Origin of the sequence: Gluconobacter sp. NFX36 (assembly GCF_049887835.1) — a bacterium.
Taxonomy (GTDB): domain Bacteria; phylum Pseudomonadota; class Alphaproteobacteria; order Acetobacterales; family Acetobacteraceae; genus Gluconobacter; species Gluconobacter japonicus_A.
Genome location: NZ_JAGEKJ010000019.1, coordinates 13,485 through 38,659 on the forward strand (window position 1 = coordinate 13,485; position 25,175 = coordinate 38,659).

General features: G+C 56.0%; 23 protein-coding genes. 14 read left to right on the forward strand and 9 right to left on the reverse strand.

What is annotated here, in order from left to right; genetic code table 11:
• Nucleotides 1-15 precede the first annotated feature (15 nt).
• From J4P41_RS13930 to mdoH, 7 genes are all read left to right on the forward strand, one after another.
• Entirely contained in the window at nt 16-1,383 is a 1,368-nt protein-coding gene (locus J4P41_RS13930; RefSeq protein WP_426067612.1) for an adenosylmethionine--8-amino-7-oxononanoate transaminase, read from the forward strand.
• Nucleotides 1,380-2,558 carry an aminotransferase class I/II-fold pyridoxal phosphate-dependent enzyme gene (locus tag J4P41_RS13935; protein ID WP_426067613.1) on the forward strand — a complete coding sequence of 393 codons (1,179 nt, stop codon included), beginning with the start codon at nt 1,380-1,382 and terminating at the stop codon, nt 2,556-2,558. The genes J4P41_RS13930 and J4P41_RS13935 overlap by 4 nt, the downstream gene beginning before the upstream one ends.
• Entirely contained in the window at nt 2,555-3,181 is a 627-nt protein-coding gene (locus tag J4P41_RS13940) for a biotin synthase (RefSeq protein WP_426067614.1), read from the forward strand. The genes J4P41_RS13935 and J4P41_RS13940 overlap by 4 nt, the downstream gene beginning before the upstream one ends.
• A complete protein-coding gene (locus J4P41_RS13945; protein WP_426067615.1) occupies nt 3,174-3,941 on the forward strand; it encodes a methyltransferase domain-containing protein in 768 nt (255 codons plus the stop codon). Before J4P41_RS13940 ends, J4P41_RS13945 begins: the two co-directional genes overlap by 8 nt.
• Nucleotides 3,938-4,588 carry a dethiobiotin synthase gene (bioD, locus tag J4P41_RS13950; RefSeq protein WP_426067616.1) on the forward strand — a complete coding sequence of 217 codons (651 nt, stop codon included), beginning with the start codon at nt 3,938-3,940 and terminating at the stop codon, nt 4,586-4,588. Before J4P41_RS13945 ends, bioD begins: the two co-directional genes overlap by 4 nt.
• A gap of 165 nt (nt 4,589-4,753) precedes the next feature.
• Entirely contained in the window at nt 4,754-6,301 is a 1,548-nt protein-coding gene (locus J4P41_RS13955) for a glucan biosynthesis protein (protein ID WP_426067617.1), read from the forward strand.
• Nucleotides 6,277-8,451: a glucans biosynthesis glucosyltransferase MdoH gene (gene mdoH, locus J4P41_RS13960; RefSeq protein ID WP_426067618.1), complete on the forward strand. Its 2,175-nt coding sequence runs from the start codon at nt 6,277-6,279 to the stop codon at nt 8,449-8,451. Before J4P41_RS13955 ends, mdoH begins: the two co-directional genes overlap by 25 nt.
• A 40-nt stretch (nt 8,452-8,491) precedes the next feature.
• Here mdoH and J4P41_RS13965 read toward each other — a convergent pair whose 3' ends face one another.
• Nucleotides 8,492-8,911, reverse strand: a complete 420-nt coding sequence (locus J4P41_RS13965) for a winged helix-turn-helix transcriptional regulator (protein WP_010504124.1) — start codon at nt 8,909-8,911, stop codon at nt 8,492-8,494.
• A 103-nt stretch (nt 8,912-9,014) separates the two neighbouring features.
• Here J4P41_RS13965 and J4P41_RS13970 point away from each other — a divergent pair, with 103 nt between their 5' ends.
• Nucleotides 9,015-9,779, forward strand: a complete 765-nt coding sequence (locus J4P41_RS13970; protein WP_426067619.1) for an SDR family oxidoreductase — start codon at nt 9,015-9,017, stop codon at nt 9,777-9,779.
• A gap of 67 nt (nt 9,780-9,846) precedes the next feature.
• Here J4P41_RS13970 and J4P41_RS13975 read toward each other — a convergent pair whose 3' ends face one another.
• A complete protein-coding gene (locus J4P41_RS13975) occupies nt 9,847-10,329 on the reverse strand; it encodes a hypothetical protein (protein ID WP_023943831.1) in 483 nt (160 codons plus the stop codon).
• A gap of 233 nt (nt 10,330-10,562) precedes the next feature.
• Between J4P41_RS13975 and J4P41_RS13980 the strand changes: the two genes are divergently transcribed.
• The 3 genes from J4P41_RS13980 (at nt 10,563) to J4P41_RS13990 (ending at nt 14,795) form a co-directional block, all read left to right on the forward strand.
• Nucleotides 10,563-12,674, forward strand: a complete 2,112-nt coding sequence (locus J4P41_RS13980) for a S9 family peptidase (protein WP_426067620.1) — start codon at nt 10,563-10,565, stop codon at nt 12,672-12,674.
• 106 nt (nt 12,675-12,780) lie between these two features.
• Nucleotides 12,781-13,752: an ELM1/GtrOC1 family putative glycosyltransferase gene (locus J4P41_RS13985; RefSeq protein WP_426067621.1), complete on the forward strand. Its 972-nt coding sequence runs from the start codon at nt 12,781-12,783 to the stop codon at nt 13,750-13,752.
• A 44-nt stretch (nt 13,753-13,796) separates the two neighbouring features.
• Entirely contained in the window at nt 13,797-14,795 is a 999-nt protein-coding gene (locus J4P41_RS13990) for a glycosyltransferase (RefSeq protein WP_426067622.1), read from the forward strand.
• Here the strand turns inward: J4P41_RS13990 and J4P41_RS13995 are convergent.
• The 6 genes from J4P41_RS13995 to J4P41_RS14020 all read right to left on the reverse strand — a co-directional run bounded on the left by J4P41_RS13995 (nt 14,734) and on the right by J4P41_RS14020 (nt 21,272).
• On the reverse strand, nt 14,734-16,086 hold the full coding sequence (locus J4P41_RS13995; RefSeq protein WP_426067623.1) for a lipopolysaccharide biosynthesis protein: 1,353 nt from the start codon (nt 16,084-16,086) through the stop codon (nt 14,734-14,736). The genes J4P41_RS13990 and J4P41_RS13995 overlap by 62 nt on opposite strands.
• Before the next feature lie 117 nt (nt 16,087-16,203).
• Complete coding sequence (locus tag J4P41_RS14000; RefSeq protein WP_426067624.1) at nt 16,204-17,391, reverse strand: lipase family protein; 1,188 nt, start codon at nt 17,389-17,391, stop codon at nt 16,204-16,206.
• 129 nt (nt 17,392-17,520) lie between these two features.
• Nucleotides 17,521-18,471: an efflux RND transporter periplasmic adaptor subunit gene (locus J4P41_RS14005; protein ID WP_426067625.1), complete on the reverse strand. Its 951-nt coding sequence runs from the start codon at nt 18,469-18,471 to the stop codon at nt 17,521-17,523.
• A 16-nt stretch (nt 18,472-18,487) separates the two neighbouring features.
• The gene (locus tag J4P41_RS14010) at nt 18,488-18,688 is read right to left on the reverse strand and encodes a DUF1656 domain-containing protein (RefSeq protein WP_010504136.1); all 201 of its coding nucleotides are present in this window, start codon (nt 18,686-18,688) and stop codon (nt 18,488-18,490) included.
• Nucleotides 18,682-20,691: an FUSC family protein gene (locus tag J4P41_RS14015; RefSeq protein ID WP_426067626.1), complete on the reverse strand. Its 2,010-nt coding sequence runs from the start codon at nt 20,689-20,691 to the stop codon at nt 18,682-18,684. Before J4P41_RS14015 ends, J4P41_RS14010 begins: the two co-directional genes overlap by 7 nt.
• 167 nt (nt 20,692-20,858) lie before the next feature.
• Nucleotides 20,859-21,272 carry a hypothetical protein gene (locus J4P41_RS14020; RefSeq protein WP_034880666.1) on the reverse strand — a complete coding sequence of 138 codons (414 nt, stop codon included), beginning with the start codon at nt 21,270-21,272 and terminating at the stop codon, nt 20,859-20,861.
• Between the two features lie 217 nt (nt 21,273-21,489).
• On the opposite strand from J4P41_RS14020, the gene ykgO reads away from it, so the two are divergent.
• The 3 genes from ykgO to J4P41_RS14035 all read left to right on the forward strand — a co-directional run bounded on the left by ykgO (nt 21,490) and on the right by J4P41_RS14035 (nt 22,599).
• Entirely contained in the window at nt 21,490-21,615 is a 126-nt protein-coding gene (gene ykgO / locus J4P41_RS14025; protein WP_007281615.1) for a type B 50S ribosomal protein L36, read from the forward strand.
• A 17-nt stretch (nt 21,616-21,632) separates the two neighbouring features.
• The gene (locus J4P41_RS14030; RefSeq protein WP_426067627.1) at nt 21,633-22,304 is read left to right on the forward strand and encodes a tetratricopeptide repeat protein; all 672 of its coding nucleotides are present in this window, start codon (nt 21,633-21,635) and stop codon (nt 22,302-22,304) included.
• A gap of 64 nt (nt 22,305-22,368) precedes the next feature.
• On the forward strand, nt 22,369-22,599 hold the full coding sequence (locus J4P41_RS14035) for a hypothetical protein (RefSeq protein WP_175266174.1): 231 nt from the start codon (nt 22,369-22,371) through the stop codon (nt 22,597-22,599).
• 149 nt (nt 22,600-22,748) lie between these two features.
• On the opposite strand, the gene J4P41_RS14040 is transcribed toward J4P41_RS14035, so the two are convergent.
• On the reverse strand, nt 22,749-24,998 hold the full coding sequence (locus tag J4P41_RS14040) for a TonB-dependent receptor domain-containing protein (RefSeq protein ID WP_426067628.1): 2,250 nt from the start codon (nt 24,996-24,998) through the stop codon (nt 22,749-22,751).
• Nucleotides 24,999-25,175 lie beyond the last annotated feature (177 nt).

The window sequence follows — 25,175 nt, forward strand, 5'->3', positions numbered from 1 at the left end:
AAGCGTGACCTTTTTATGATATCCGATGACAGCATCATGGCCGGGGGGATGGACTTGCCCCGGACCATGCGGGAGAACGCTGGAATGTCCTGCACAGTTTCACCCGCTACAGTCTCATCCACCGAGGCGAACCGTTCCGCGGCCGACCTCCCGCATCTTTGGCTACCCTACACACAGATGCAGACCGCGCCCTTCCCCGTGGAGGCCGTCCGCACATCCGGAAGCCGCATCACACTGGCGGATGGCCGCGAGCTCGTGGACGGTGTCGCTGCCTGGTGGACCGCCTGTCATGGCTACAGCCACCCGCACATTCAGCAGGCGCTCATCCAGCAGGCCAGCATGATGCCGCATGTCATGTTCGGGGGAATGGTCCATGAACCGGCCCGCCGTCTGGCCGCGCGACTGGCAGAGCTTCTGCCCGGGGATCTGGAACGGACATTCTTCACCGATTCCGGATCGGTCGCGATGGAAGTCGCGGTCAAGATGGCCGTGCAGTACCACATCAATCGCGGAACAGAGGGACGCACGAAAATGCTGTCCTTCCGTGGCGGCTACCACGGGGACACGCTGGGCATGATGTCCATCTGTGACCCCGAAGAGGGGATGCACAGCCTGTTCGCAGGCGTGCTGCCAAAGCAGGTTTTGGCTGACCTGCCCGTCGATGACGCCAGCACAGCCCGGCTTGAAGCCCTTCTGGAAAAGGAAGGCCACACGATCGCCGCCATCGTCACAGAGCCTCTGGTTCAGGGCGCTGGCGGAATGCTGTTTCACAGCCCCGAGGTATTGCGTCGTCTGCGGGAGCTTTGTGACCGGTTTGGCATCCTGCTGATCCTTGATGAGATCTTTACGGGCTTTGGCCGGACCGGGACCATGTTCGCCTGTGAGCGGGCCAACATCGTGCCTGACATCGTGGCCCTTTCCAAAGCCCTGACCGGTGGAACCATGGCACTGGCGGCCACCGTTGCAAGAAGGAGCGTGTTTGAGGCGTTCCTGTCGACGGAGGGTGGCAAAGCACTCATGCATGGCCCGACTTTCATGGCGAACCCATTGGCCTGTGCAGTCGCCAATGCGTCATTGGATCTGTTCGAACAGGAGCCACGCCTTGAACAGGTCGCCCGGATTTCCGATCAGCTTCGCCGCGAACTAGAACCCTGCCGAACGATCCCGGGGGTCAAAGATGTGCGCGTGCTGGGCGCAATCGGCGTGGTCGAGCTTGAGAAAATCGAAAACCCGGATGTCCTGCGTCGCGCCTTCGTTACGCATGGCACCTGGATCAGGCCTTTCCGCAATATCGTATACCTGACACCGGCCTTCACGATTACATCCGAAGACCTTTCCCATCTGACGTCCAGCATCGTGACCGTTCTTCAGGACAACACATGACCCTGTTTGACGCCCATTTCGCTACGGCCCTTCAGAAGCGTGAGGCAGCCGGAACCCGCCGGAGTCTCCGCTCTGTCACCCGAGAGACAGGCGCCATCCTGCGCGATGGGCAGCGCCTGATCGACGTTTCCTCCAACGATTATCTGGGCCTTGCGGATCATCCCCTGTTGCGAGAACGGGCTGCAGATTGGGCGCTTCGATATGGAACCGGCGCACGGGCTTCCCGACTGGTCAGTGGCACGCTGGACCTGCATCACGCGGTTGAAGAGAAACTGGCCCGGTTCAAGCATTGTGATGCAGCACTGCTATTTGCCTCAGGCTGGCAAGCGAATGCCTCAGTTGTCCCCGCACTCTGCGCCCTTTCGGTGGCTCAGACCGGCCATCCAATGATCGTGTTTTCGGACCGGCTGAACCATGCCAGCCTGCATCATGGATGCGCGGCAGCGGGCGTCCGGCAGGTCCGCTTCCGCCACAATGACCTTGCCCATCTGGAAACACTCCTGAAGCGCGAAGCCGCCACACCCGGCTTGCGGATGATCGTAACGGAAAGCGTGTTCTCCATGGACGGAGACCGCGCCGGCATTCCGGCTCTTCGAACGCTGGCAGATCGCTACGACGCATTCCTTTATGTCGATGAAGCCCATGCGACCGGCGTTCTAGGGCCTCATGGACAGGGGCTTTCGGGCGGTCTGGCTGATCTGACCATGGGCACATGCAGCAAAGCGCTCGGCGGAATGGGCGCCTATATCGCCGGCTCCAGACTGCTTTGCGATTATCTGATCAATCATGCTTCAGGGTTCATCTACAGTACTGCGCTCCCTCCGGCCGTTCTCGGGGCCATAGATGCCGCGCTCGACGTCATTCCCGGCATGGGCACGGAACGGACAACCCTGCTGGGACAGGCCGAGACACTCCGGACCCTCCTGAACAACGCCGGGTTCGATACAGCCGAATCCACGACACAAATCGTTCCCGTTCTGATAGGCGAGGCCCAACGCGCAGTGGACGTCGCAACAGCCTTGGAAAGCGAAGGCTTCCTGACCGTCGCAATCCGCCCTCCCACCGTTCCCGCTGGAACGGCACGGTTACGGATTGCCCTGCATGTCGGCCTTCAGAATGCAGACATCGAGCGACTGGCCGAGGCCATCATTCGGCTGGCCGGAAACGATCAATGAGCCTTCCCCTGTATCTTGTGCATGGCTGGGGGTTTGATGCGTCCTTCTGGACCACGATGCTGGACCATTTGCCGGGGGGCGAGGCCTCCATCGTAGACGCTGGCTATTTCGGTGCTCCCTCCCATCCGCCATTGCCCCAGACGCCTTATCTCGCCGTCGGGCATTCAGCAGGCAGCCTTTTCCTGCTGAGTCAGGATCTTCCGGAGTGCGAAGGTCTTGTCCTGTTCAACGGATTCTCCCGTTTCTCCGCTGCCGACGACTTTCCAGACGGTGTTCCCGCCCGTGTTCTGGAACGGATGAGGCACCAGCTCCAGAAATCGCCAGAAGCCGTTCTGGCCGACTTCCGCAAGCGATGTGGCACGGATGAGCCACTTCCCGGCCCTCCTGCTCTCGAACGCCTTGATACCGGACTGGAAAAACTGCTTCTGGACGACGCAAGGGAGCAGGCCGCCAGATGGGGCGACCGCCTGCACTGGATGACAGGGCGGTCAGATCCGTTCCCGCCACCCCGGTCCGGCTTTGCCAGTCCCGGTTCGATTGTGGACGGAGGTCACCTTCTGCCCCTGACGGAACCCGCTCTTTGCGCCAATTTTATCAGGCAATGGTCGGCACGCCATGGATGAGCGCAAGAACCAGATTGCCCAACGGTTTGACGCGGCACAGGGTTACGATGCAGCAGCAGATATCCAGTATCGCTGCGCCGAACTTCTGGCCGAACGCATCCGCAAGGAACTGGCACAGTCACGCCCGACACGGATTCTGGAATTTGGATGCGGCACTGGCTTTCTTACCGAAAAACTCTCTGCTTCCTTCCCAGATAGCGCGTTAATTGCGACTGATCTGGCACCCGGCATGATTACCCGGGCACAGGAACGACTGACAGACCGGCCTGTCACATTCCGCGTCATGGATGGCGAATATCCAGACGTGGACGGCCCCTTCGAGCTGATCGCGTCCAGCCTTTGCTTTCAATGGTTTGAAAACCGCCAGACCGCTCTTCAGCGCCTGTGTCAGAAACTTGCCCCCGGCGGCTCTCTCATGCTCACGACACTTCTGCCGGGCAGCCTCGGGGAATGGCGCTCCTCCTGCGAGCAGGAAGGTGCACCCTGTGGCGTTCCTTCTTATATGGACGCATCCGCCCTTCAACGGGAATGGCCAGAGGGCGGTTCTGGAACGTGGGACGTCACCACTCTACACGATCCAGTCCCAAATGCCCGTACCTTCCTGCATAGGCTGCGCCAGATCGGTGCCTCCCTACCCCAGTCTGGCAGTACTCCGGCAAGTCTCGGTGCCCTGCGTCGCGCCATGCGCCACTTTGACAGACACCATCAGGCTGTGACCTACAGGATTGGCCTCGGAATTTTCAGAAAGGACACTCCATGAACAGTTTTCGCGGTGTGTTCGTCACCGGAACAGACACGGAAATCGGCAAAACGCTTGTCAGCGCGATCCTGACGAAAGCGTGGAATGCCACTTATTGGAAACCACTTCAGACGGGGCTGGCTGATGAAGCCGGTGATACACCAACCGTCCGCATCCTTGCCGAACTCACAGCCGACCGAATCATTGCCCCGGCTTACGGATTGCAGGCCCCGCTGGCGCCTCTGGCCGCTGCCAATCTGGAAGGCGTGACCATCAATCCGGGCCGTCTGGTTCTCCCGGCCATACAATCCCCCCTCGTGGTCGAAGGCGCAGGCGGCCTGATGGTTCCGATCCGGGAAGACATGCTGATGATTGATCTGATTCAGCAGATGGATCTACCGGTCGTTCTGGTCGCTCGAAGCGGGCTTGGCACAATCAACCATACCCTTCTCAGCCTGGAAGCGCTGCGCAAGCGCGGAATTGCGGTTCTTGGTGTCGTTCTCAGCGGCCCTGAAAACTCTGGGAATGCACGGGATATTGAAAGGTTCGGGAACGTCCGGATACTGTTCAGCGTTCCACATCTTGAAAAAATAAATAAGACGGTTGTTTCTGAAATATCTGAACGCGTTCCACCTTTTTATGTCTGTCAGCAACAGAGTTCACAATGATGTGTCCTTTTCCGGCTCTGCCATGAAAAGAACATGTCCAACCCTTGTGAAATAACTCTGCAATCATAGAACGTCTCTTCGCAACGAACTGCATCCGGCGTATCGGTGGAACATGACCACTTCGATTTCGGAAGTTCGGTAGAAACTGGGACTGTAGGGAAAAGTATGAGTATCCTGCGTCGTGATCTGGTAAAGCTTGGAGCCGGGATGTCCCTTATGGGAGCTTCCGGTGGTCTGGCTTATGCTCAGTCCGCGCCGCCTGCCGCAAAGCAGGCTCCAAAAACTGTTCCGTTCGATAACGGGACCGTTCGCGCTCTTGCTGAAAAGCTCTCCAGATCGCCCTACGCTCCTCCTCCCCAGAGTCTGCCCTCCGCAATCGCCAATCTCGATTTTGATCAGTTCCGTGGCATCGCGTTCAATCCGGACCGCGCCTTGTGGCATGGCCAGAATCTGGCTTTCGAAGTGGAGTTTTTCCCGCGTGGCTTTCTCTACAAGCCGCGGATTGGGATGAATGAAGTCATTGGCGGTCAGTCGACCCCGATCGCCTATGATCCGGACCTCTTCACCTACGCCAACTCCATGCTGCGCGTAACCGACGATCTGGGCTTTGCCGGCCTCCGTCTGCGCTACGCCATCAACACCCCCGGCGTGATGGAAGAATGTGCTGTGTTCCTAGGAGCGTCCTACTTCCGGGCCGTCGCCAAGGGGCAGAATTACGGTCTTTCCGCCCGTGGCTTCGCGAATGGAACAGGGAACTCCAAAGGGGAAGAATTCGCGCTCTTCCGTGAATTCTGGCTGGAAAAGCCTGAACCCGGTGTTGAATCCGTTGTGATCCACGCCCTGCTGGACAGCCCATCCGTCACAGGAGCGTTCCGCTTCACGATCCGTCCGGGTGACACGACTGTTTTCGATGTCCAGTCCTCGCTTTTCCCGCGTCAGGACATTACAGAATCCGGCGTCGCACCGCTGACCGGCATGTTCTACTTTGATGCCAACGAGCACAACCACGTCGATGACTGGCGTCCAGCCGCTCATGACAGCGAAGCCCTTCAGGTCTGGACCGGCTCGGGCCAGCAGCTTTATCGTCCGCTCGTTAACCCGACAGATCTCCAGTTCTCCGCATTCCAAGACAGCAGCCCGCATGGCTTTGGCCTGATGCAGCGCAAGCGTTCCTTCCACGATTACGAAGATCTGGCGCTTAACTACGAAAAACGCCCTTCCCTGTGGATCGAGCCGATTGGTAACTGGGGTGACGGCGCCGTCGATCTGGTTGAAATCCCGACGCCCAATGAAGTGAACGACAACATCGTGTGTTTCTGGCGCCCGAAGGCACCGCTCAAGGCCGGTCAGGAGTACAGCTTTACCTATCGCATGTACTGGGGCTGGGACACGCCGTGGCCGACACCGCTGGCTCGTGTAGGCGGAACCCGGATTGGTGCGGTAACGGATCACGCCGATGCCCGCATGTTCGTCATCGACTTCACGGGGGCGCCTTTCCAAAACCTTCCGGCGGATGCGCATTTTCACCTGATCTCACAAAGTACGCCGGGCACGATCCGTAATGTCGTTGTAGAGCCCAACCCGAACATCAAGGGCTGGCGCACCACTTTCGAGTTCGTACCGGGGGACGCCAAAGCCTCCGAGCTTCAGGCCCAGTTGGCGAACGATCAGGGGCCGGTTTCTGAAAAATGGATGTATCGTTGGACGCCGTGACAGATTTTTCCCCGTCCGAAGCCCCTTTTCTTCCCCATGAGGCTCCGCTCAAAATGGAGCCTCAGAACCTCCAGCAGCAGCCGGATCGCCACGGGCGCCCCTTCCGCATTCTGGACACAACACCGAAGCTGCTTTGGCTACGGCGGTTGTTCGTGTTTGGTACGGCCATTCTGCTGACAGGCTTCGGGGTCTACAAAATCAACCAGGTTTTCAATTCGCTCGGTGTTTCGACACTGGGCGTGATTGTTCTGGTGCTGTTTGCCATTCTGGGCTTCTGGATCGCGCTATCCTTCACGTCCAGCCTTGGCGGATTTGTGTCTCTGATCTGCCGTGGTGGGTTAGGCCTCGGTATCCAGCGCACGGGCGCACTTCCCCGTCTGAAGGCCAGAACCGCCGTCCTGATGCCGACCTACAATGAAGACCCGACGCGGGTTCTTGCAGGTCTCAAAGCCATCTACGACAGCATTCTGGCGACCGGCCAGATTGACGCATTTGATTTCTTTATCCTGTCAGACACAACCAACCCGGATGTCTGGCTACAGGAAGAGCGGGCTTTTCTGGCGTTCCGTCAGGCTACTGGCGATCATCAGCGCATTTTCTATCGCCGCCGTCACCAGAATACGGACCGCAAAGCCGGAAACCTGCATGACTGGGTGGTACGCTTTGGTGGCTCCTACCAGCAGATGCTGACGCTGGATGCCGATAGCGTCATGGATGGCAGCCTGATCGTCCGCGTCGTGTCTGCCATGGAAAACCATGATGGCGTCGGCCTGATCCAGACACTTCCAGTGATCGTTGGCGGCCGCACACTCTTCGCACGGATGCAGCAGTTTGCCGGGCGTGTTTACGGCCCCCTCATCGCACATGGGATTGCGTGGTGGCATGGCTCGGAAGGCAATTACTGGGGTCATAACGCCGTCATCCGCACCCGTGCCTTTGCCGAACAGGCTGGCCTCCCGCATCTGAAGGGCCGTCCTCCCTTCGGTGGCCACATTCTGAGCCATGACTTCGTTGAAGCCGCTCTGATGCGCCGCGGTGGCTGGGCCATTCACATGGTACCCGGTCTCTTCGGCTCATACGAAGAGAGCCCGCCCTCGCTAACGGACGTCGCTATCCGTGACCGCCGCTGGTGTCAGGGCAACCTTCAGCATGCCAAGATCCTTGGAACAAAGGGCCTGCACTGGGTCAGCCGGACCCATATGCTGACGGGTATTGGCTCGTATGTCATGTCCCCACTGTGGCTACTGTTCCTGCTGTTTGGAATTCTGATTTCCCTTCAGTCGCATTTCTATCATCCGGAATATTTCGGCACGAAGCCAACGCTCTATCCGCACTGGCCGCGCGTTGACCCGGTACAGGCGAAGTTCGTGTTCATCGGCACGATGGGCATCCTGCTGGCCCCCAAGGGGCTGGCGTTTATCGCCATGCTGTTTGACCGTACAGCCCTCCGGGGATCAGGCGGTGTTATCAAACTGTTCCTGTCCATCATTCTGGAAACGCTGATTGGCGGCCTGATTGCCCCGATTGCCATGCTGATCCAGACATCCGGTGTGATTTCCATCCTGCTGGGCCGGGATTCCGGCTGGAATGCCCAGAACCGTGAAGATGGTCGGGTTTCCCTGCGTGAAGTTGCGCGTGGCTACTGGGTTTACACGGTCTTCGGCGTCCTTCTGGCCGCAGCGGCATGGTCTGTCTCGCAGGCGCTGTTCCTGTGGATGACTCCCGTGCTGCTGGGGCTTGTTCTGGCCATTCCCCTGGCGGCCCTGACGGCAAGCCGCGATGTCGGGCTGGGATTGCGCAAGGCTGGCCTGCTGCTGATCGAAGAAGAAACAGCTCCGCCGCCAATCCTACGCCTTGCGGCAGAGAATGATCGCCTGCGGACTGAAGCCATGCATGCGCCGCATCAGCCCCCAGAAGAAGCTTTTGCGTTGCTCCGAACAGACCGTACCTTGCTGGACGCGCATCTTGGCGCCCTTCCTCCAGCCCGCAAACCGGGAAGTGCCATTGATGCAAACCTCCTGGTGGGTCTGGTCAAGCTGAAGGAAGCCTCGTCTCTCAAGACCGCTCTTTCCAAACTGAACCGTCAGGAAAAAGCTGCTGTTCTCGGGTCTGCCGAAGGTGTCGCCCTTCTCGAAAACCTGCCTGAGTAAGCTCATTCCATGCCTGACACCATTCTGTCAGGCATGGACTTCATCTGGCATCAAAAGCCGTCCGGGCGGCTTCCACTTCTGCCAGATTTTTTTCTGCCCAAATCCAGACACCGCAGAACGCAGCGCCGAGGCTTAGACCAAGCGGCGTGAGACGATAGTCCACGCGTGGCGGGATGACAGGATGAATGGTTCTGGTCACCATGCCGTCGCGCTCCATATGGCGGAGCGTCTGTGTCAGCATTTTCTGGCTGATGCCCTCAACCTTGCGCGCCAGTTCCGTGAAGCGCAGTTCTTTATGCTCTTCCAGCACTTCCAGAATAATCATCGTCCACTTATCGGCCACGCGTCCGATCAGGTCTGTCACCAGTCGCCCAACACGCACGTCACACTCGGTCGGCGCTGTCTCAGCAAGCCGCTGGGCACGGCGCTCTGGAGACGCCTCATAGGGATTATCCGTCATGGGTCGCTCTCCTTTTGGTGCGTATAAATCTTTGAGGTGCCTTCTTCCCGATCAACGATAGCCCGCTAGATAAAGTGTTCCAATTCATGAAGGAGCAACTCCGATGAAACAGACTGGAAATACAATCCTGGTAACCGGTGGCGGCTCGGGGATAGGACAGGCTCTGGCACAGAGGCTGCATGACGCGGGCAATACAGTCATCGTCGCCGGACGGCGGAAGGATGCTCTGGAAAGCGCCATTGCAGGCCGTCCCAACATGCACGCGCTGACACTGGATATTGAGAGTGCTGACGGCATCGCCGATTTTTCGGATCGCCTTCTGAAAGCCTATCCAGACCTGAATATCGTCATCAACAACGCCGGGATCATGCGGTTTGAAGATCTCACCAAAACCCACGATCTGACAGACGCTGAAGACACGATCACGACGAACCTTCTCGGTCCGATCCGCCTCATCAACGCCCTGACCGATCATCTGGTGAAGCAGCAGGACGCTGTCATCATTAACGTGACGTCCGGGCTGGCATTCGTCCCGCTCACCACCACGCCGACCTATAACGCCACGAAAGCCGCAATCCATTCCTATACGATCGCTCTTCGCGAAGTCCTGAAAGGGAAAGTCGAAGTCATTGAACTGGCCCCGCCTGCGGTCCAGACGGGACTAACGCCAGGACAGGAGACACGTCCGGGCTATCAGCCTCTCGATGACTTTTCCGACGAGGTCATGGCACTGCTTTCCCAGCAGCCAACACCCCCGGAAATCCTTGTGGAACGTGTCCGCTTCCTGCGATTTGCCGAAGCCAACGGGCAGTTTGACGACACGCTGGTCAAGCTGAACGCCTTCGCTGCAAAGGCACGCAACGGCTGACACCAGAAACGAAAAAAGCCCCGGAGGATAACCCCCGGGGCCTTTTCAGGACGAAAATTCAGAAGTCTCAGTTGTTGAGGCTCTGGGCCTTTTTGAAGAGATCACGGCAGACCAGAACCTGCTTGTCTTTCGGCAGCGTGGAAATGTCGAAAGGCGTGTTCGTGCTGGTCTGGAGAAGGCCGCGACCACCCAGTGAGTAGTACTGGTCATTCTGTACATCCGGGCGCTTGGCCAGCGTACGGGACGCAGAACGCGGAGCCGTACCCAGAGACAGCTTCTTGTGGATACAATAGGACGTCAGACCTGCCACATTGCCGGCCTGTGCGCTGTCAATGGACGGCATGCCGTTTTCACCCAGCGTGCCCGGCGTTGCTGCGGTTGCAACACCATTGATGCCACCCACAGCCTGAACATGGTTCGGCGTGATAACGGCCTGAGTTCCCGGCGGAACAATCGGCTGACCCGGCTGTGGCGCCGTCTGGGCAACAGCAGCACCAGAGAAAGCCAGACCAAGAGCAGCGAAAGCGGCAAAATACTTATTGGTATTCATGGAGGAAATCTTTCCATGTCTGATATGATTACATGACGGCTACTGAGACCCAACCTCCCGGAGACAAGCCCCGATCTGAAAGATCATCCGCCGTTGCACAAAGAACACCTGAGAAGCCTTCCGGTTTCTTTTCCGATTATTTTTCCCGATACCGTCCTCTCTGATCCAGCTTTGAATATTACCGTCCTCCTGCCGGATTGAGTCATCCGCATTTCTGCGCCAAGGTTTCGGCCATGTCAGAAACCCAGCACCCCTTCCCCGTTCCGCCCGCTCCCAAAAAGGAGCCTTTCTCAACCACGCAGCTTGGCCGGACCCGCACCGATTCCTATGCCTGGATGAAGGATGAGAACTGGCAGCAGGTTCTGCGTGATCCGTCCGTTCTACGCCCGGATATTACCGAGCACCTCAAGGCTGAAAACGCCTACGCCGAGAGCGTGCTGGCCGGTATGGAGCCGCTCCGCAAAGAACTTCTGCAGGAAATGATCGGGCGCATCCCGCCGGCTGAAGAATCCGTGCCTGTCCCGGATGGCCCATGGGCCTACTACAGCCGCTTTGAAGATGGCGCCCAGCATCCGCTTCGGGCACGCCGCCCGCGCGACGGTGGGGACGAGCAGGTTCTCCTTGATGTGGATGCCCGCGCCAAAGAATTCGATTACTACGCCCTCGGCGGAACAGCTCACTCCGCCAATCATCGCTACTTCGTGTATTCGGAAGACGTGCAGGGATCAGAAGTCTATCGCATCCAGGTCAAGGATCTGGAGAGCGGTGAGCTTTGCGCCGCACCGGTTGAAAGCACGACTGGCAGCTTCGCCATTTCGCCAGACAGCGCATGGCTGTTCTGGATCTTCCGGGACGACAACGGCCGCCCATCCCGGATCTACCGCCGTCCGCTGACGGGGGGCGAAGATGTTCTGGTCTTTGATGAAACCGACCCCGGCTTCTTCCTGAGCATCGGCACCAGTGCGTCCCGCAAGTGGATTGTCATCGAACGCGGCGACCATGACACGAACGAAACGCTGCTGATCCCAGCTTCTGACCCAACCGCCCTGCCAGTCGTGGCCGCTCCGCTGATCCGTGGCGAGCGTTATTCCTTCACACACTGGAATGACCATTTCATCATCCTTACCAATGCCGGCGGTGCTGTCGACTTCCAGCTCATGCAGACGCCTGACACGGCCACCGGACGAGAGAACTGGGCACCATTCGTGCCGTATCTGGAAGGGCACTATATTCTGGGTGCAACCGCATCCCGCAATTATCTGGCCTGGTCAGAGCGAAAGGACGGCAATGTTCATATCCGCGTGGTGAAAGCTGGCGTCAGCGGGGATGTTCGCAGTCAGGCTGTGACCATTGGCATGGATGAACCGGCTTACGATCTGACGCTTCAGGGCGTTCTCGAATATGAAGGCTCGGTTTTGCGGTACGTCTATCAGTCCCCGACAACACCGGCGCACTGGTATGACTACGATCTGGCCACCGGAGAGCGCGCACTCCAGAAGGTTCGTGACGTCCCCTCCGGGCATGATCCTGAAAAATACGAAACACGTCGCCTTTTCGCGACGGCACCTGACGGGGAGCAGGTTCCCCTGACGGTCCTGATGCGCAAGGGACAGGTTCTGGATGGGTCCGCGCCCCTGCTGCTTTACGGTTACGGCTCATACGGCATTGCCATGGACGCCAGCTTCTCCACGACGGTTTTCAGTCTTGTGGACCGTGGCTGGGTTTATGCCATCGCGCATATTCGTGGCGGCTCGGAAAAGGGTTGGAACTGGTTCCTGCAAGGGCGTGGCAAAACCAAGCCCAATACCTTCACGGACTTCATCGCATCAGCGAACTATCTTGTAAAAGAAGGCTACGGATCAGCAGGTCGCATCGTGGCTCATGGTGGCTCGGCGGGTGGTCTGCTGATGGGGGCTGTCGCCAATATGGCGCCGGATCTTTTTGCCGGGATCGCCGCGCAGGTGCCGTTTGTGGACATGCTTAACACCATGTCCGACACGTCCCTCCCCCTCACGCCACCAGAATGGCCGGAATGGGGCAACCCGCTGGAAGACGAGGACGCCTACGACCTCATCGCCAGCTACTCGCCATACGACAATATTCAGGCACGGCCTTACCCGCCTATTCTCGCCATGGGTGGCCTGTCCGACCCGCGCGTCACGTATTGGGAGCCCGCGAAATGGATTGCCAAGCTGCGTGAAGTCGCCTCAGGCGGCCCATTCCTGTGCCGCATCAACATGGATGCAGGCCATGGCGGATCATCCGGGCGCTTCAAGCGGCTGGAAGAAGTCGCGCTGGTGCAGGCTTTTGCAATCTGGGCCATGGACCGCGCATCTTCGAGATAAAAAATAACTTTCCTGCCATCCTTTGATGAAAGAAGGATGGCAGTGCCATGCACTGACGTACCCTTTTATGGCCAGAACTGATCAGATCTGGAATATGCTCTCTCCCATGAAACCGTCCATCCTCATCGTCGATACGCACCGTCAGGGCGAGATGCGACAATGTGAAGCTCTGGCTGTTGCAACGGGCCTTCCATACCGGTTCATCGAACCAGGAGAGCCTGCCCTTTCGGAACCCACATTGATTTTCTCGTTCGGCAAGGCGCTTGAGCCTGCCCTGCGACTTTACGAAGAATTCGGTAAGCGGCCCGGCTTCATCCAGTTTGGCCGCCCCCGACATGTTGCACCACATCGGCTCGATCTGATTATTCTGATGCCGCAAGACGATTTCCCGTCTGGCGACAATATTTTTCAACTCGACATGCCGTTGAATGGCGCTGATACCGATATTGCTGCTGAAAGCTCCAGCCCGTCGCAGGGCCTGACATCCGTCCTTCTCGGTGGCCCGACCCGTCACTTTCTGTTTGATGAAAGCGATGTCGTCCCCCTCGCCGAGGCTGCCGAACGCCTTGCTACGGCAAACGGTGACAGGATCCGCTTTGTGCCGGGCCCTCGCACTCCACAAGCCATTCAACGACAACTCGAAGCACGGTATAAAAACACTCCCAATGTGCTCGACCATCGACCGCTCAAGAACGTCCTTGAAGACAGTACGCGTCTGATCGTGACAGCGGATAGTGCTTCCCTCGTTGCCGATGCCTGGAGAACCGGGCATCCCACATGGCTTTATCCACTCCGTGCCAATTTTCCCCTCGTTCAGAGACTCAAACTCTCCGCCGACCGGTATCTGCCCGCTCTCCGCCCTGCCCTCATCCGACGCGGCTGGCTGGCCGGAGGCACTGATTTCCTTCGCTGGTACCGGCGTCTGGCACAGGAAGGGCTTATCCGTCCCCTGACGCCACAAGGCCTGAAAGCACCGCACTGGTGCCCGAAGAAGGAAGTCGCAGACCCGGAAGTCCTTTATTGCCGGGACAGAGTGATGGACATCTGCCATCGTGTTCTCAATACAGGGCGTCTCTGATCTGCACGCCAGATCATCCCGTCACTTTACGATCTGGAAATCTGATGCCCGTTTCCTCTTCCGACATGTCTGTCTGCGTCGTTACAGTCACATATGGGCAACGGGCACATTTGCTGGATCAGGTTCTGACAGCCAGCTTCGCCTGTGGCGTCGTAAGAGCTGTTGTCGTTGACAATGGATCCCCTGCAGACAATCAGGCAGCCCTCACCGCTCTACAGGATAAATTTGGAACCGATCGTCTCCACCTTGTGCGGCTGGAGGAAAACACCGGGTCCGCTGGTGGCTTTCACGCCGCCCTCGCCCATGCCCGCACCCTCCATGACATCCGTTTTCTCTGGATACTGGACGACGATACGGTGCCAAGACCTTCCACGCTGGAAGGTCTTGAAAACACCTGGCGCGCCTTTGGCAGCAACGACAACACAACCCTGATGTGCTTCCGCGAAGACCGGCGCGTTTACCAGAAAGCCCTGGCACGGAAAACACTCCACGGGATTGAGCCGGATGCGTTCTTTGACTTCAACCTGGCCCATCTCTGGAACGGTGGGAAACGCAGGGCCCGGATGGAGCACGGCTGTCTTGAGCTTGAATCCGCTGCATATGGCGGATTGTGGCTCGCACGATCATGGCTGGATCGCATCGCTTTACCGCCAGCTCATTTCCATCTTTATTTCGATGATTACGCCTTTTCCTTGCAGATCCCGGAACATGGCGGTCAGATCTGGCTCTGTCCGGACAGCCCCCTGCGGGACATTGAAACATCCTGGCAGGCGGATCGAAAGACAGCCCATCCCTGGCTAACGCTGGCAACCGAAGACCGCCGCGTTTTCTGCACCATCCGCAACAGACTCTGGATCGAGCGCCCCCGTATTCGCCGTCCGTGGCTGCATACGGTGAACATGGTTCTCTATTTTCTCATCAAGGTGCTGGGAACGAGCCTGCGTTACATGCTCGCAAACATCCAGAAGACGCCCTGTTTCCTCAGACGCTTTCACCTGATCTGGCGGGCTCTTCGGCAGGGGCGCAACCGCCCTTTGACCTGACCTCTCCAGAAAAATTCCGCATCCCTGCAAAGCAAGACAGCAGGATGGCAGCATTACAGGCGAGCGTGCTGAGGCAGGCACCAGCCAGACCATAGCGCACGGTCAGCATATACAGCGCGGGGAAATAGATCGCCGTGATCACGGTGCGATTACGCATCAGGAAACGAACCTGCCCCACCACAATCAGCAGAGGCTCCAGCGGAATCGTCAGGAGACTACAGATCGCGGCTCCCAGCATGATGACAATATAAATCGTCGTGCCGCTCACATGCGTGTGGAGCATCATGTAAAAGACCCGTGAACCAATCCCGAAGGCTAGCGCCATCAGGATGACCGATATCCCTGCAAGAATTCCGAAAACACGTCTGGAAACCTTTTTCAGTCCTATCCAGTCCTTGCGGTCTCTCATCTTCACCAGTTCAGGATAAAGCACCGGAGAAAGGAGTTGGGCCGGTGTGACAATACCGTCTGCAATTTGCCGACACACCCGGAAAACCGCGGCATCGGCTGATCCCAAACCACTCCCGACCAGAAGGGTGGCGACATGTCCTGAAATATTGCTGAGCGTCTGGTTAATGCTGGTTGAGCGCGTAAACTGCCACATGCCTGGCAGAGACCATCCCCAGCCACGAAACGAACGGAAATACCGGAATCCATATCTGGTACGGAGAACGGACAGGGCAAAGTAGATGTACAGACCGTAGTCCAGTATGATGGTGACAGCCCAGACACACAAAAAATAGGCCAGCTTGAAACCGAGGAAAAAGCCCAGAAGAACACCGAGAGTCCGCACGACTGCCGTGCAGGTATCACTCACCGGGACAAGATGAAACTTCCCGGCCATCCGCAGCACGCCGTTGCACCAGCCAGTATACATGAAAGGTGCCACGCAGACGTACAGATCCGCCATCAGCCGGTCATGCAGGCTCCAGTGAGCCGTGAAGGCATAAATCTGCGTCGCGACCAGGCTGAAAACCACAGCACATCCTGCCGAAATGAAATCCAGCCGGACACAGAAGGACGTCACCCGACGCAAAAGATCGGCCTGTCCGTCCGAGAAAGCCTGACTGCCATAACGGATAAGCGTCTGCCAGGACTGCATACGCGACAGCATGGAGCCGGTTGTCGCCAGAGAATGGATGAGGATCAGGAGGCCAAAATCGGCAAGCCCCAAAGCGCGTACGGCAAAGGCCGTATAGACAAAGCTACACAGCGCGTTGACGATCCGGCCAACCGTCAGAAAGCTGACATTGCGAAAAATGGAGCCGAAAGCAGATTTATGGCCGGACATGAGGGCTTTCTGACCACAAACCCTAGGAGGTGTCCATGCCTGACCTTCCTCATCATGCGAGCAAAGTCAGACCAGCACAGGTCCGCCGTGTCGAACAGACCTGCGCTGAATAGTCCTTTACTGCGACAGAGCACCGCAGGTTGAGGGTACCGCATCTCCGGCCATGACCGCCTTTGTAAACGCGGCAGAATCCGGCAGGGACGCGTTGACTGTCTGGGAATGATCCAGCCCCTTGTACAGATGCGCCTGTACTACGGTTCCTGCCGCACAGGCCGCCTTGACCAGACCAGTCTGCAACTGCGTCGGCACGTCTTCATCAGCGGTTCCGGTACCAACAAAGAGAGGCTGTGCCAGTTTCAGCGTCGGATACATCATACCCTTCATGGCCGGGGACATAGCCTTGGCATAGGTCGGCTGAAGCGCATTTGCCAGCGTCAGGCCATCTTTCTCTGCCAGATCAGACAGACCAGTCAGGCATGACGTTTCTGCCGCCTTGAAGGCTGGCATGGCCTTGGCTGTAAACGCCTCTTCCGGGCGGAAATGAGGGTTCAGGCCCGCATAAGATGATCCAATCAGAAGCGTATAGGCCACAAGAGGGCTGTAGCCCGTTGCCTTACCCGCCTGCGCCAGCATAGCTGAGAGAATTTCCGGGGTCAGATAGGGAATACCCGTTGCAACAGTTCCACGAATGTTGAGGTCTGGCGCATAGGCAGGAGCGAAAGCTGCGGAAGCGAAAGCAGCCCCACCACCCTGTGACTGACCAACGATCATGATTTTGTTCTGAAGGCCCGGAACCGATTTCAGTGCAGCACGGACGGAATCCAGAACACTGTAAGCTTCGGCCCGCGTGTTCAGATACGGATGAACACCCGGCGTTCCCAAACCCTGATAGTCTGTCGCGACAATCGCGAAGCCGCGCTTCATCCATTCCGAAAGATATTGTGTGTTGCGGGCACTGTACGGATTCAGGGAGGGGGCACAGCTATCGTCGTTGCCCACGGTCCCATGCGCCCAGGCGACAATTGGCCAGCCACCGGCAGGAGCTTCCCCCGAAGGAACAATCACCTCAGCCGTCACGGGCACGAGCCCTTTCCCCGTCACACCATCCGTCGAAAGATAGGTAATCCGCAGGGATTTCCCCGCATCTGGAAGACTCAATGCGTCCGCCAGAGGGCCTGAACTGACAAGTGCTCCGGCTTTGCGGGCTTTATCCGTCGCAGCGGCTTCAGCCGTTGAGAAGGCAGCGACAAGGCACAGACCACTCAGCGCGAAGCCCAGTGTCCGGCAAGAAAGGGATGCGTGCACAATTCTTCCTTCTCAGTTTGTAAAATCAGGGCAAGCTACCTGCCGCCCCGTTTTCAGATATCCGATTTTCTGTCCGGTATGTTAACGGCTGACAGAACAAATGGATTGTGAAAATCGCAAGACAATCCGTTACTTATGACCAAAAAGATGTCGGATATCGTCTCCGAAATGCTGGAACGCATCCTGTGTGGAGCGATGGCGGCGGTTTCCCGATTCAGACACAACCGTGACCGTCGCCGTCATGCCCGCAGCAAGTGTCAGATCATCCGGCAGTTTGTCGATTTTCACACGCACCGGAATACGTTGTGCCAGCCGCACCCAGGTATAAACAGGATCGACCGTCGGCAGGCCCTGCTCGTTCACAAGCGCATTGTTACTGGCAATACCCCGCGTGATGCTCTCGATATGCCCGTAGAGGGGGTCATGGTAGCCCATCAGATCCATACGGACGAGATCTCCCTCATCCAGATCATGAACCTTGGTTTCCTCGAAATACCCGTCAATCCAGTATGAACTCGTATCAATGACGTGCATGTTCACTGTACCCGCCGTGGCGAAATCACCCGGACGCATGATCAGGTTCGTGACGATCCCGTCCAGAGAACTTCGGACCTTCGTGCGGTCCAGATTGATTTCGGCCTGCCGCAGTTCCGCCTGTGCCGAAGCGTATTGCGCCGCTGCCTGCTGGGCGAGCGCAACGTATTGCTTCTTCTCTTCCTTGGAGACAGCCACGCCCGGAATGGCCTTGCGCCACTCAGACTGGACCTCCTTGAACTCCATATCCGCCTTGCGTTCCGCAACCTTTGCCTTGGCAGCATCCACAGCCACCTGAAAGTCGAACGGGTCAATTTCGTACAGAACATCCCCCCGATGGACGGGCTGGTTGTCATGGACGTTCACATGCAAAATCTGCCCGGAAATGCGCGGTGCAATATTGGCGACCTGCACACGCACCTGTCCATTCCGGGTCCAGGGAGAGGCCGTGTAATAGTCCCACAGGATGACCACCACGACAGCAGCCACCACAAGGATGGAGATGGTAATGGTCAGACGGATCAGACGATGGGCACTGGAAAGCACTGGAAACGGCCTTGTATCAGAGGATCAGGGTGTAAAGCCCGAGAAGGCAGATAAGGATGCCGAACTGGGCCAATGGCGGATCCCAGACGAAACGCCAGAGATCGAACCAGCCCATGAGCCAGCGGAGAATGGCCAGCGTCAGAAGTGACAGGGCCAGATTGACGACAAACGCGGAGACGAGCAAACCCCCAAGGTCTACGACCTGTGTCATCACCATCGTTTGCGTCCTATTCCATAATGATGAACAGCCGTCCGGTTCCGCAAAAGCATGACCCGTACGGCTTCAAGTCCACCAACACAGTTGATGATCAGGATTTCCTCACTGGGCGCCCCAAGGCGGAGACGATCAAGAAATTCCTGCGTCATATCCGCCAGCTCACGCTCCAGAACGCCAAGACTGTCCCGCGCCAGAGCCTTGCGGGCGGGACGGACAAGATGTCGCAGGGACGGCATACGGGCAGCCTGATCGAGATACAGCCTCACACGGGCAATCGTGCTGGACAGATCCTCCAGCGCCACGAGACGTTCAAAAACATGCTCGGACGCTGTCCCGCCTTTAGGGAGACGCTTCGTCCAGAGCAGAAGCTGGCTCAGTCGATCATATTTCCGGCTCAGAAGGGCTGGCCCCATCGCCTCACCATGGCCGCCAAGCTGGGACTCCAGATCGGAGGAAATGGCCACGGCAATCCGGAAACGGTGTCGCCGCGCCGTGGGTGGCCACAACAGAACCAGCAGAATGAAGGACAGGACCGCGGAGATAAAATAAAAGGTGTTGCGTTCAATGAAGGCTTCAGGGTCATAGCTATGGTGGTTGCCCAGTCCCACGAACACAAGGAAGAACGCACCGTAGTGGAAGCCTATGGCTGAGGTCTTCGGGTTCATGAGCAGCAGACAGGCAATGACCGTCTGAGGCAGCAGAACAAACGCAAGCCCCTGCAATGTATAGACGTAGGGCAAGACCCAGAAGGACAGAAAAGCCGCAGCCACAATACCCAGCGGGGTCCCGATCATTGCACCTTTGCCGAACTGCGCCGTATCAAGAGATGACGACGCCAGCACAAGCACCAGTGCGCACTGGGACAGGGCTGTTGCCGAAGCAGGCAGACTTGTCCCGATACAGAAAGCGGCGACAAAACTGAAACCGATCAGCACCCGCATACTGTTGATGAAGGCGGTAATGTAATCCGTATTATTGGCCAAGGTTGCGAGCTTGAGAGCCTCTCCAGCCGGAGTAGCCTTCATGAGCGTGCTGATACCCGTATGAATATGGAGCCGATTACTCAGCAGCGTCGCCGCACGTTCCAGAAACCAGGCATCCCGAGCTGTCGGAAAATATTCAGGATCTTCCTTACGAATATTGGACAGGATCGTTCCCATTGTTTCCTGCCGGTTCGTGCCATCTTCAACACGCTCATGCCACTGACGGACATAGCGCACCATGATTTCCGTTACGTCTCCTTCCTTCAGAAGCGTGGAAATGGCACGGCTGCATGTCAGAACGGTCAACATGCCGATAATGCTGAGTTTGGCACCCGCCATACGCAAACGGCTGCGATCAAGCTCTGTCCGCGCATAGGAAATCTGGGTCATCAAAGACAGGATTTCGGAGGCAAGCGCCGTGGTGCCCTGCGCCGAAGGAGGGGGATCCCCCATAATCGCAGCATGACTCAGCCCACGGATTCTCTGCCCCAGATTCTGTAATCCCCGCGCGAGATTTCGCCAGGCCTGAGGCGAGCCGGACAACAGGTTGACGACCGCCACGGAAGCCACACCGATTGCCACGGTGGACGCTCGGGCCACGCTGACATGATAGATGTTCTGGGGACTATCAACGCTGGCGACGGCAACAAGCGCCACCATGTACCCGGCCAGCAGGGCGCCATAGGCCCGAAAATCCCGCTCCAGAGTGCCGACAAAGGCACATCCGGCCATCCACAGAGCAACACCACCAAGGAACAGTCCACGATCCTGACTGAACATGGAGATCAGCAGGATAGAGACACCAACTCCCAGCAACGTGCCTAAAAAGCGATAAAGTGCCTTGGAAAGAGCCTGCCCACGCAGCGGCTGGGCAAGAATCATAACGGTCACACCGGCACCCGCAGGCGTATCAACCTGAGCCCAGAAAGCTGTGGCCAATGCTACGACCAGCGCAATCCAGGTTCTAAGGCTGAACTGGATCCATCCCGGGCGGAAGACCGACTGGAGTACAGCGGTCAAGAAGGGCTATCCCTGCCAGGTAAACGGGTCATTCCGAAGCAGTCTTACAGTTGTTATCATCAACTCAGGCCGGAAACCCTACTCCTCCGGCACTATAATGGTTAGCCCCTGAATACACATGACATGATTTGACGGAATTTATCGCCGCATTGTGATGCTCAACTCTGTCAGTCGTCTTCATGTGGCAAAGCGTGGCAGGCTTTAGCAAGAGTGGGATTTCCATCAGCGGACTCGCGACACAGGGTCCGGGCATCCGTCCCGCAGATGGTCGTCACGTCTTCCATACTGGACGCAGTGACATCACGCGCCACCTCAACGTCCTGATTGTTCTCGTGTCCTTCTTCCTTGCTCAACTGATCCTGCGCCGCATGCATTTCCTTAAGCGCGTTGATGCAGGAATCGCTGGCAGAATCAGGATGAACCTGCAAAACCTTGAGGATCTGGTTAACTCCGATCCCCAAAGCATTGATCGACGGATCATCATCGTTGGTTTTGGCCCCTCCATCTTCGGCATGAGCCAGAACCGGAAAGGCGAGCGGGACGGCCAGAAGCAGGGTGGCCACAAAGCGACGCTTGATCATGGCCGCATGATTAGGGGAAAATAATCTCGGGACAAGCCTTCTGGCCCGGTAGTCACACACCGTTGCAGAAACCTTTGCCGTAGCTTTTCCGCGCTTCGGAACGCAGTTGTCCTTGACTCACTGACGGACCATCGGTAAGCGGGGCCATCCTTTTGCGGGCGTTCCGGCCCGCTATCCGGTCCATCATGGACCACACAGTCGAGAGCCTGGAAACATCATGAAGATCCGCAACAGCCTGAAGTCCGCAAAGGTCCGCGACAAGGACTGCCGCGTTGTCCGCCGTCGTGGACGCGTTTACATCATCAACAAGAAGAACCCGCGCATGAAGGCACGTCAGGGCTAATTGCCTTGATCCGCTGGATGACAACTGGACGGCGCTGGCTGATGGCTGGCGCCGTTCTGCTTTGTACTCCGGTCTTTTTTGCCTCTGCGGCTCCCGCAGGCTCTCCGACGCCTGCCGCGTCAGCGCCCTCAGGTCAGACGCCTCCCCCCGTCAAAAACGATTCTGCCACATCCGATTCCGGCAAGGCACATCCGCACCACAAGACCGTTCAGGAACGGCTTGTTGAAGCGGAAAAGGCTCTCGCTCTCGCTGGAAACGACAAGGATGCGCGCAAACTCGCCGATCAGGCGGAAACATTGCGGAACCGCAGCCTGACCGGAGCGGTGCGGATGCTTCTGACCGATTCGCAGGACGCTCTCGGCAAGCATGATTTCCAGTCCGCCGAAGATGATCTGACGTCCGCCATCACTCTCCAGCCCGATCAGCCCATTCTGCGCCGTTACCGAGCGGCCATACGATCAGCCGCTGGCGACAATAACGGAGCCATTGCCGATCTGGGTATCGCAATCCAGGCTGACCCAGGAGATGTCACAGCGTGGGGAATGCTGGCAGAGAGTGAGCGGGACAGGCATGAACCAGAGGCCGCCCTGCGCACTTACAAACAGATGATGCAGCTTGATCCCCACGCCCCTGATGCAGACAAACAACTCAAGATTCTTCAGAAAGAGAAAGACGGGCAGGAAGACTGACGGACACAACCTCTTGTATTCGTCAGCGTTCAATCCCTGATTCACTCTATTCAGGAGGATTTTCATGAAGACCAAGACCGTTCCCGTTGAACAGACACCTGCCAAGCAAGGCTGTTGCAGCAAAGTCAAAGCCTGCTGCAAGCACGCAGGACGCGCCCGTGAAATTGGTTTGGCGGGCATGACTGCTATGGCCACCATCGGGCCCAAGCGTTTTCGTCCCTATTTTCAACAGGCGCTTGCCGTCATTTCCGTAGTGGCCGCCACCATCCAGTTTTTCCGCAACCGGAAGGGCTAACCCAGGCAGGCCAGAAACCATTCAAGGTCTCTGGCCGCCTCTTTTTCAAGATTGTTTCGCCCAAAGGTCACAAACGAACCAAAACGCTCCGATATAAAAATAGGAATAAAACCACTCAGAATTTTACCGAAAATTCAATAATTATCACATCAATTATAAACCAATTCGAAATATATACTTCTTCCATAATTTTCTTTTGCTTCAAGTCTATTTAGATTTTTTCCATAGTACATACGCGTATGCGAACCGGCCAAATTATACACTTCATACTTGAAACGCAGATCGTTCGTAATGTCGTGCCATGCGCCAATGTCGAGACTCGGCTGTGAACCATAGCCATAGATTTGAGATGGATCGTCATTAAGACCCTCCAAATATTTTGATGAATAAGAAAAGGTCGCTTTTATAGCACCTCGAATTTGTGGAATATTCCATGTAACTCCACCATTAAAAATGTACTTTGGCTGCTCTGTCAGAGCATGCAATTTATAAGAGACATTCGACCCTTTATACGTCATCCTTCCCCGCATCCAGGTTCCGCTGGCATTTATGTCAAATGACTGCCTCCACGGGCCTCTAATACTCCTATTAACCAGAGAAACCTCTACTCCCATAAGAGACGAATTATTGGCATTTTGTGGCTGCTTGACGTAAGTAAGCTGATCATTAATCAACATTGTTGCACGAGTAGTATAAATATCGTGTTTTATCATTTTATCAAAATAAGCTACGCTAAAAACTCCTCGACCACGATTGAAAAATTTATCCAGAGAAATATCGAAATTCTGAGCTTTACGAGGCTTTAGGTTAGGGTTGCCACGTGTCAGGGAACATTCAACCCCGCCGCCTTGAGTATCATCATTGTTACCACAACTGAATTGTTCAGCCTGAGCAAGATCTGTTGGTTGTGGACGCCCGACAGACTGGCTGTAAACCGCGTGCAATATCAAATTATGAGGGAACTCATGAACAAAGGTGAGTGAAGGTAACGGATTAATATACCCGCCTGTTTTCTTATTAATTTTTCCTGTGGCGTTTGTTCCATCTGTTTCTGGAATAAAGGCATTAAAATTTACAGCGTCCGCCCTGACACCCGCAATGAGTTGAGAATTTTTCCATTTATAATGCAGAGAAACATAACCATCAAAAAGCTGCTCCTGATAACGGAAATAGGCTAGCTGTGTAGTTTGTTTTGATTTGCTTTTGTCGATGGTTTGTTTGTCCCATAGAAAATTATTCAAATCGACAAATGGTCCATTGGGATTTTTCATATCCGGAATAAACATACTGGAACCGGCACTTCCTCCTGGAACATACCATATCTGATCAGAAGAGTTCGTCGCGTTCAGGCTGCGCCATTCAAATCCGCTGGCGAACCCAAAACCGTGGGAATTTTGATTGAGGTTCCGCGTGTAATCCAAGCGAACGTTTGTCACTCCTTCATGGTCACGATCATATTCCTGTTGAACCGTTTGGAATTTATAACCGCTATTAAGGAGTTTATTCAGATCACTAATGTGGTTAAGCGTCGCAACATTATCCTGATCAATATAATAATCGGCAAATATTGCCTGATTTGCCTTTTCTGAAGGATAAGTACGAGCAGTTATATATGGCTCATGATTAAAATAATCTTCCCACGTATAACCCGCACGTAATTTTATTGTGGAAATATTATCAGACCAGCTTAGATTTCCCAAAACACCGTTGGTATTCATCTTCCAGTTATCTTTACGTGCCGTCGTTCGCGCCCGATAAATATATTCTCGGCCCGTAGTAGGAGTTTGGTTCCAGATCCCGGTATCATCCAAAAGATACTCATTATGCTCCATAAAAGATTTTTCCCACCGCTCATATGCATAACCCATCACCGAGGCAGTCAGTCCACTATTTACCGGATGCCATTCCAGGCGCGTAGCACCCCCTAATGTATTCAAATCATTAGAATAACTACCGCTATCAACGTAACGAGGCGCAGTCATGCCATTCCAGCCTGGCGTCGTACTGGCATTCGGTTTAAGAATCTTCCCTTTTTTGTCGTAATAATTATAACTGTCTTCTTGCCACGTTTTACTCGTATTACGCGTCCTCATTTGGTATCGAAAAGAAGTCATGATACCGAATTCTTTATTTTTACCAAATCTATCCGACAAAACAACTTTAGCACCCCGTCCCAAGTGTGGAGACATACCAGGTATTCTATTTGCCCCGGCAGACCCTTTTTCCGTCGAGTAAATTCCGTATACGTTTACGTATTTGTATAAACCTTTGTGATCAAAAGCACTTCTTGGATTCATATCGATAACAGCACCGATAGCTCCTCCATCCTGCTCTGCGGTAAACGTTTTATAAATACTGTCTTCTCCAGTCATTTCTGCTGGTATATTTTGAAGATTCACGCGACGCCTGATACTTCCTCCATCACTAATACTTGCAAGCGTTATTCCATCTAGGCTCAGGACCCATTGATTTGATTAAGGAAATCTGATTCAGGCTCTGTGAGGAGACTGGAGATGAGCGACCTGTTTTGGCTGACGGATGAACAGATGGATCGTCTGCGGCCCTTTTTCCCAAAG